Annotated in this window: 7 protein-coding genes; 3 read left to right on the plus strand and 4 right to left on the minus strand. The window is 55.8% G+C overall.

The features are described from left to right. Positions 1-105: 105 nt before the first annotated feature. Genes VMU57_RS12135 through VMU57_RS12145 form a run of 3 tightly spaced genes read right to left on the minus strand, consistent with a single transcriptional unit; the run spans position 106 to position 2,283 of the window. Positions 106-1,194 (minus strand): IS630 family transposase, encoded by a 1,089-nt coding sequence (locus VMU57_RS12135; RefSeq protein ID WP_325383741.1) that lies wholly within the window; start codon positions 1,192-1,194, stop codon positions 106-108. A gap of 55 nt (positions 1,195-1,249) precedes the next feature. Further along, positions 1,250-1,918, minus strand: coding sequence for an IS630 family transposase (locus tag VMU57_RS12140; protein WP_325383743.1), 669 nt, complete (start codon positions 1,916-1,918; stop codon positions 1,250-1,252). Next, complete coding sequence (locus VMU57_RS12145) at positions 1,906-2,283, minus strand: helix-turn-helix domain-containing protein (protein WP_325383745.1); 378 nt, start codon at positions 2,281-2,283, stop codon at positions 1,906-1,908. The genes VMU57_RS12140 and VMU57_RS12145 overlap by 13 nt, the downstream gene beginning before the upstream one ends. 643 nt (positions 2,284-2,926) lie before the next feature. Between VMU57_RS12145 and VMU57_RS12150 the strand changes: the two genes are divergently transcribed. Continuing rightward, a complete protein-coding gene (locus VMU57_RS12150) occupies positions 2,927-5,164 on the plus strand; it encodes a formylglycine-generating enzyme family protein (protein WP_325383747.1) in 2,238 nt (745 codons plus the stop codon). A 134-nt stretch (positions 5,165-5,298) separates the two neighbouring features. Here the strand turns inward: VMU57_RS12150 and VMU57_RS12155 are convergent, their stop codons facing one another. Next, entirely contained in the window at positions 5,299-6,042 is a 744-nt protein-coding gene (locus VMU57_RS12155) for a hypothetical protein (protein ID WP_325383749.1), read from the minus strand. Between the two features lie 156 nt (positions 6,043-6,198). Here VMU57_RS12155 and VMU57_RS12160 point away from each other — a divergent pair, with 156 nt between their 5' ends. Together VMU57_RS12160 and VMU57_RS12165 are read left to right on the plus strand one after the other, a co-directional pair. Next, a complete protein-coding gene (locus VMU57_RS12160) occupies positions 6,199-6,363 on the plus strand; it encodes a transposase family protein (protein WP_325383751.1) in 165 nt (54 codons plus the stop codon). A 70-nt stretch (positions 6,364-6,433) separates the two neighbouring features. Then, positions 6,434-6,889: ISAs1 family transposase (locus VMU57_RS12165; RefSeq protein WP_325383753.1), on the plus strand; the 456-nt coding region annotated here is incomplete at its 3' end.

Consider the following 6,889-nt stretch of genomic DNA (forward strand, 5'->3'; position numbering starts at 1 on the left):
GCCAGATAGAAACAAGTATCCCGTTGCGCCAAAGAATGCCGGCAAACATACTCTAATTACCGTTGGAGATGTGCCCATGGCGTCCTCATGACCTAGTGTACTGCGTCAAGCAGAATACCGAGTATCAAGGGACTTGCTGGCGCGTTTGACCTTTTCGAGGATATCGGCTGCTTTCGCAGTCCATATGAATGGCTTGGGCCGGTCGTTGTGTTTGTCGATGTAGGCGCCGATGGCGGTGATTAGTTCCTCGACGTCGCGGAAAACTCCGCGTCGCAACCCGTTTTGAGTAAGATCACGGAAGAAACGTTCCACCATGTTCAACCACGAACTACTGGTCGGCGTAAAGTGGGCGTGGAAGCGGGGATGACGAGCCAGCCATTTCCGTACCTTCGGGTGTTTGTGAGTGGCATAGTTATCCTGTATCAGATGTATGGCTTTGTCCGACGGCGTAACATCGTCGAGGACGCGCAAGAACCGAATCCATTCCTGATGCCGGTGCCGGTCGTCGCACATGGAGATCACCGTGCCATCCAGAGTGTTCAGCGCCGCAAACAAGGTCGCTGTTCCATTCCGCTTGTAGTCATGGGTCATGGTGCCGCAGCGGCCCTTCTTCAGGGGCAGGCCGGGTTGAGTGCGGTTCAAGGCCTGAATCTGGCTCTTTTCATCGACGCACAGGACGATCGCCTTGTCCGGAGGATTCAAGTAGAGACCGACCACGTCGGTGAGTTTTTCCAGAAATCTGGGATCGCGCGAGAGCTTGAAGGTCTTGGTGAGATGAGGCTTGAGGTTATGGCTCCGCCAGATATTATTGACCGTCGACTTACTCATTCCCTGGTTGGCCGCCAAGGTTCGACAACTCCAATGCGTGCTCCCTTTCGGTTTCGATTGCAGGGTAGCATCGATGATCGCCTTGACCCGGTTCGGGCTGTAGGTTGGCTTGCGGCCGCGCCCCGGCGCAATCTCCCACAGCGCCTGCAACCCTTGCGTGGTGAAACGGTCCCGCCAGAGTCGAACCGTCTTGCGATTGATCTGCAATGCTGAAGCGATCGCCGTCTCGGTCTCGCCGGACCCGGCAGCCAGAATGATACGGCACCGCAACGCCACCTGCTGTGGCGTTCCAAGTGCTGCCAACCAGCGCTCGATTTGCTCCTGCTGAACTTTTGAAATGGCAAGCGACCGAGTAGTGCGGGGCATGACTCAGTATGTAGCTGCCCTCACTTATATGTCCAGCTATTTATTGGACACTACACTAGGTCTCTGACCGTGTGATGTTGTTTCTTTCGTAGCCGAACTTCTGGCGTGCCTTCTTGCGGGTGAACTGCCAGTTGATGGTGACGTGGTGGCGGTTCATCTTTCGGTCCCAGGCTTTGGCTTCCCGTCGTAGATCGCTCAGCGAAGGAATGCGGTGTTGGCCGAGGCATTGGCGGCTGAACAGGCTGATCTCGATCTCCGCCTGGTTCAGCCAGCTGCTGTGTTTCGGGGTGTAATGCACTGTGAAACGCTCCCACAACAGGCCGCCGATCTTTTCACCGAACCGGTCCACCAGCGCCTTGCGGTTATGTGAACTCAGATTATCTATCACCAGATGGATGGTTTCGGCCTCCGGATAGCTGGCAACGATCTCCACCAGATAGTCGGCGAATTGCGGCGAGGAGCGGTTCGCGGTTGGTTTGGTAAAGTGCCGCCCGGCCTTTGGCTGGACACCGCAGAAGACGTTGGCCGTACCGCGCCGCTCGTACTCGCAATCACGCCGAGCAATCCGTCCCGGCCGCATCGGCCGCGGCGGGCGGACATCGGCGTGCAGCACCACAGGCTTCTCATCCACACAGACCACTGGCTCCCTTTCCGATAGCGGCTTTTCGTAAATCTTGAGTACGTCCTCCATGCGGGCGATGTACTCTTCATTCAGTTCCGCCACGCACCACATTTTTTTCGCCACGGCTTCAGTTCGTGGCTCTGAAGCAGGATGCGGATCGTCTCCCGGCCAACCTGCGGCGCCAGCTTCCGCTTCACTGCTTCGGTGGCGATCAGGCGCACACTCCACCGCGCTATGCCCTGTGGCGGCGGCGAGCACACCATGGGGATAATCCGCTGACTCTGTCCTACGTCCAGTGCTCGCTGTTTGCCGGGCCGCGGCTTTTCGTACAGTGCCGACTCCGGCCCTTCCTCCTCATAGCGCCGGGCAATAGCTCGCACCGTTTTCGCAGCTACGCCCAGACTAGCAGCCACCTGCGCCGCCTTCTGCCCACGGTCAAGCTGGCGCAGAACCAATGCACGCCGCAACACTCGCGACGATCCCCGCCCCTTCGTCAGCATCCCGGAAAGCGCTGACGGTCCTTACTCTTCAACTGAACATGCACCCGATGGTAGCTTTGCATGTCCCCACTATGCAGCCATTCCAATCGCGATAAAAGTGACTGCAAAGATACATCTTTAAACGGCCAGAGACCTAGTTCATCGCATCGAGAAACTGCTCCCGCTTGCTCTTGCGGCCATACTTCTCAAAACTCCCCTGCCCCGCCAACGTTCGCTGAAAATGCGCCTTCCGCTTCATTCCTCAATTTTATTCAAACTGGATGCGGATCGCCGACTTGTGCAGAGTCTCCCCAGCATAATCCGTCCGTTGAAGTTCTGGAACACTTTGATGGGCCACAGCCTGATGCTGCGGCTCAGCTTTCCGACAGCAGGTCACGCAGAACGCTCTATTGAGGCATTCCGACGATGCTCACCTAATCTTCTCTTGACATTTGGCGTGATGGATAACTAGTCTGATTTCGTCGAATTTGAAACGTTTCATTTAGCGGCGCATGGAAATGTCGGACTTTCCAGTTAGCGTGGGTTTAGATGCAGTCGTTGTAGTTTCATGCTATGAGGAACGCCGGTAGGCTTTGGCACCGGAACGAGTTTGATTGGAGGATCCAGAGAAATGTTTTGGAAGAACCGGACGAAATTTCTTGTTGGGTTAACGCTTGCTGCCGCAGCATTTGCCTCTGCAGCGATTGGCCAGAAGAGCATCAAGGCAGTGGGCGAGCAGATACCTCCGCCGCCGTGCCTCATCCATCGCGGAGCATGGGAGGGTGGGTCAAGCGCTCTTTGTACTGCGGAAGATTATGAAAACTGGCTGAAGGCAGCCAAGCATTGGCGTTTCGAGCAGCGTATTCGCCAAGGTTTGTCGCCGGATGATTTGTCTCCCTTACCGGATTTCTATAAGCTGCCGGCCCTCCAGTGGATCCATAAGGAATTTATCCAGCCCCAGATGATGGTCGAAGACAGGTACTTTTACGACCCGAAGACTCACAAGTACACCGTGGATAAGTATCTTGCAGATCTTGATGAGCGGTACGGCGGAATCGACGCCGTGCTGATATGGCCGACGTATACAAATATGGGCATCGACGCGCGGAATCAGCTCGATATGGTGCGGTCCATGCCGGGCGGACTGGCGGGCGTTCGCAAGATGGTGGAAGACTTTCATCGTCACGGCGTCAGGGTACTCTTTCCGATGATGATGTGGGACCAAGGTACCCGACGGCCGAGTATGTCGTGGCCTGAAGCCATTGCCCAGGAGATGAAAGAAGTTGACGCTGACGGCGTCAATGGCGATACGCAGAGAGGCGTGCCGCTTTCGTTTGAGATGGCTTCGGTGAGGGCGGGTCATCCCCTGGCGTTCCAACCTGAGGGAGGGCCCAATTACGAGGCGGTGCGCTGGGACGTGTTGGGCTGGGCCTACTACCACTTCCAATTTGTCCCGACTGTGGACGTGTACCGCTGGCTGAATCCTCAGCACGAGGTCAACATCTCTGACCGCTGGGCGCGTGACAAAACCAACGACCTACAATATGCGTTTTTCAACGGAGAGGGATGGGAGAGTTGGGAAAACATCTGGGGAATTTGGAACGGCATAACACCACGGGATGCTGAAGCGACGCGGCGCGTGGCAGCCATCGAGCGTGACGTGGCGCCGTTTTTTGAAAGCAACGGATGGCAGCCCTTTTACCCGATGCACTTGTACGGCGTATTTGCGAGCCGCTGGCCATTGGGTGACCGCACGTTGTGGACGATCATCAATCGCAACCAATATGCCGTCGCAGGCGCAGAGATGACCGCTCCTGTGGAAGCGGGAGTGCGCTATTTCGATCTGTATCATGGCGAGGAGTTGACACCCCGGCGGGAAGGCAGAAGCGATGTGCTGTCATTCCCGATCGAAGCGCACGGTTTTGACGCAGTTCTGGCGATTCAAGGTGCACATGATGCGAACCTGGAAAGCTTCCTGTCGCGCATGAAGGCGATGACGGTGCGTCCGCTGTCCTCGTACTCGAATGAGTGGAAGCCCCTGCTGCAGACGATGGTCAAGATCGCGAAGACTGAGCCCGCAGCCACCACACCGCCGGGTATGGTAAAGATTCCGGGTGGATCGTACGACTTTACAGTTCACGGCACGGAGATCGAGGGCTCTAACGACATCGGCGTTGATGTGCAGTATCCGTGGGAGAATTCACCACGGAGGTACCACGAGCGTCGGATGTACATCCATACCTTCTATATGGATAAGTACCCGGTGACGAACGCGGAGTTTAAGAAGTTTCTTGATGCGACACACTACCACCCGGTCGATGACTACGACTTCCTGAAGGATTGGAAGAATGGTACCTATCCGTCGGGATGGGGGAACAAGCCTGTTACCTGGGTCTCGTTGAACGACGCGCGCGCGTATGCGAAGTGGGCCGGGAAGCGTTTGCCGAATGAGTGGGAGTGGCAGTATGCAGCTCAGGGTGGCAAGGCGCACCTTCTATATCCGTGGGGAAACACGTGGAATCCTGCGGATGTTCCAACGCCAGACAAAGGGCATGCGCTGACGAGCCCTGCGGATGTGAACGCGAACCCCGGAGGAGCCAGTCCGTTCGGAGTGATGGATATGGTTGGCAATGTGTGGCAGTGGACAAACGAGTTCGAAGATGCGCATACGCGCGCTGCTATTTTGCGCGGCGGAAGCTACTACCAACCGCAAGGCTCGGTGTGGTACTTCCCGCAGGCATACCGAAACGATGAGCACAGTAAGTATCTGCTGATGTCGCCGAGCTATGATCGCTCCGGCACGCTTGGCTTCCGATGCGTGAAGGATGCAGTGCAGAGTTCCAAACCGTCGAATCAGGCCGGACATTGATGCCCTCCTAAAAAGGCGCGATGAGCCTCGATGCTCATCGCGCCCATTTTTGTGCGCAGACGCAAAGTGATCTGCGTTTGTACTTGCGCGTGTTTGCCCCCCCCGGGGGGGGTCAAACATCCGGTGACTTGTTTTTACCTGGCTCCAGCAGGCCAAGCGCCTCTGCGACTTGTAGGACTGCTTTGCCCATGCACGTAAACAAGAAAAATCTGCACTCGTGCGTCTTTCAAGTAGGCAACAGCGCCAGAGCCCAGACGTAGTCTGCGGGAAAATACCTTATTAGAAGGAATGTCGCTGAATTGAAGATCCTCATCGTCCGCAGTTTGAGTTGAGAAGAAGATAAGGTTCACATTTTCTGCAGTCACTTGGCTTCCATGCGAGACTTCAAGTTCAAAGATTTTTAGACGATTCAGTTTCGCTGTAGTGTGTTCGAGGTGAAACTCCGAGTTCAACGTCTCGAAGCCATCCACATCGAGCTGCCCTTCGATCCACCACATCGGATGTGCGGATCCAATAGGCTCCATGGATGAATTGCGGATCAGGATAGTGACGCGGCCCAGGCACCGTAGGCCGCTTGTCCCGTTCGGAGCGTTGGGTTCATCGCTAACCCTCAGACGAACACGGTCGAGTTCAAGATGTGCACCCGGAGCAATTAGAATCGGCCCGCGAATATCGAGTTCAAGATTGCGCAGAGTGACTGAGCCTCCAATGCGCAATGTCCCATCGTGGTGGAATATGCCAGGGCCCGTTACCGTACCACCATCGCGCAGTGTCGGAAGGGAATTTTCGGACGAAAGCGCCCCCGCTTCCGGTGTGCAAACCGCTAGACAGAGTAGCGCTGCATAGATGATCCGCCGGCCGACGCTCTGTGAAATCATGCATCTCAGTTTAGCCGAAAATTAGTCGTCAAACGTGTGATTATAGAATCGTCCTTTCGGAATTCCAGCAGCGACGCGTACCCCGGCCAGGGCCGACGCATATAAAAGGACCTAGATTGTTATATGCAGACTGGCATTTATCAGTGAGAAGGGGATATGAACAATCCCCTGAAGTATTTTGCCGAGTTGCGCGATCCGCGTGTGGAGCGGAACCGGGAGCATTTACTGGAAGATATTCTGCTTATCGCGATAGCAGCGGTGTTGAGCGGGGCCGAGAGTTGGAACGACATTGCCGAATATGGCGAAGACAAGTTGGAGTGATTGAAGACGTTCTTGACGCTTTCATCGGGCATTCCATCGCACGATACGTTTAACCGGGTGTTCGTGGGCACTGGACCCGGAAGAGATGGAAAAGGGCTTCGTAGCCTGGGTTTCGTCGATTGCCAGGCTGACGGCGGGCGAAGTGGTAGCTATCGACGGCAAGGCTTTGTGCGGCACGCGCGAGAGCGGTAAAAAGACCCTTGTCCATATGGTTTCAGCCTGGGCCGAGGGCAACGGCTTGGTGCTGGCGCAGCGTAAAGTCGATGAAAAATCCAACGAAATCACAGCCATTCCCAAGTTGCTCAACGCACTGGAGTTGACTGGCACGGTGGTGACCATTGACGCCATGGGCTGCCAACGCGGGATCGCCCGCCAGATCATCGAAAAGAAGGCCGACTATGTATTGGCAGTCAAGAAGAATCAGGGTCTTTTGGCCGAACAGGTAAAAGACTCGTTTCTACTGTTGGACTCCGGTGCAGTGGCCGAGGAAATCGACTGTGGCCACGGACGGGTCGAGCGGCGCAGG

It is taken from the genome of Edaphobacter sp., from assembly GCF_035532915.1.
In the GTDB taxonomy this organism is placed as follows: Bacteria; Acidobacteriota; Terriglobia; order Terriglobales; family Acidobacteriaceae; genus Edaphobacter.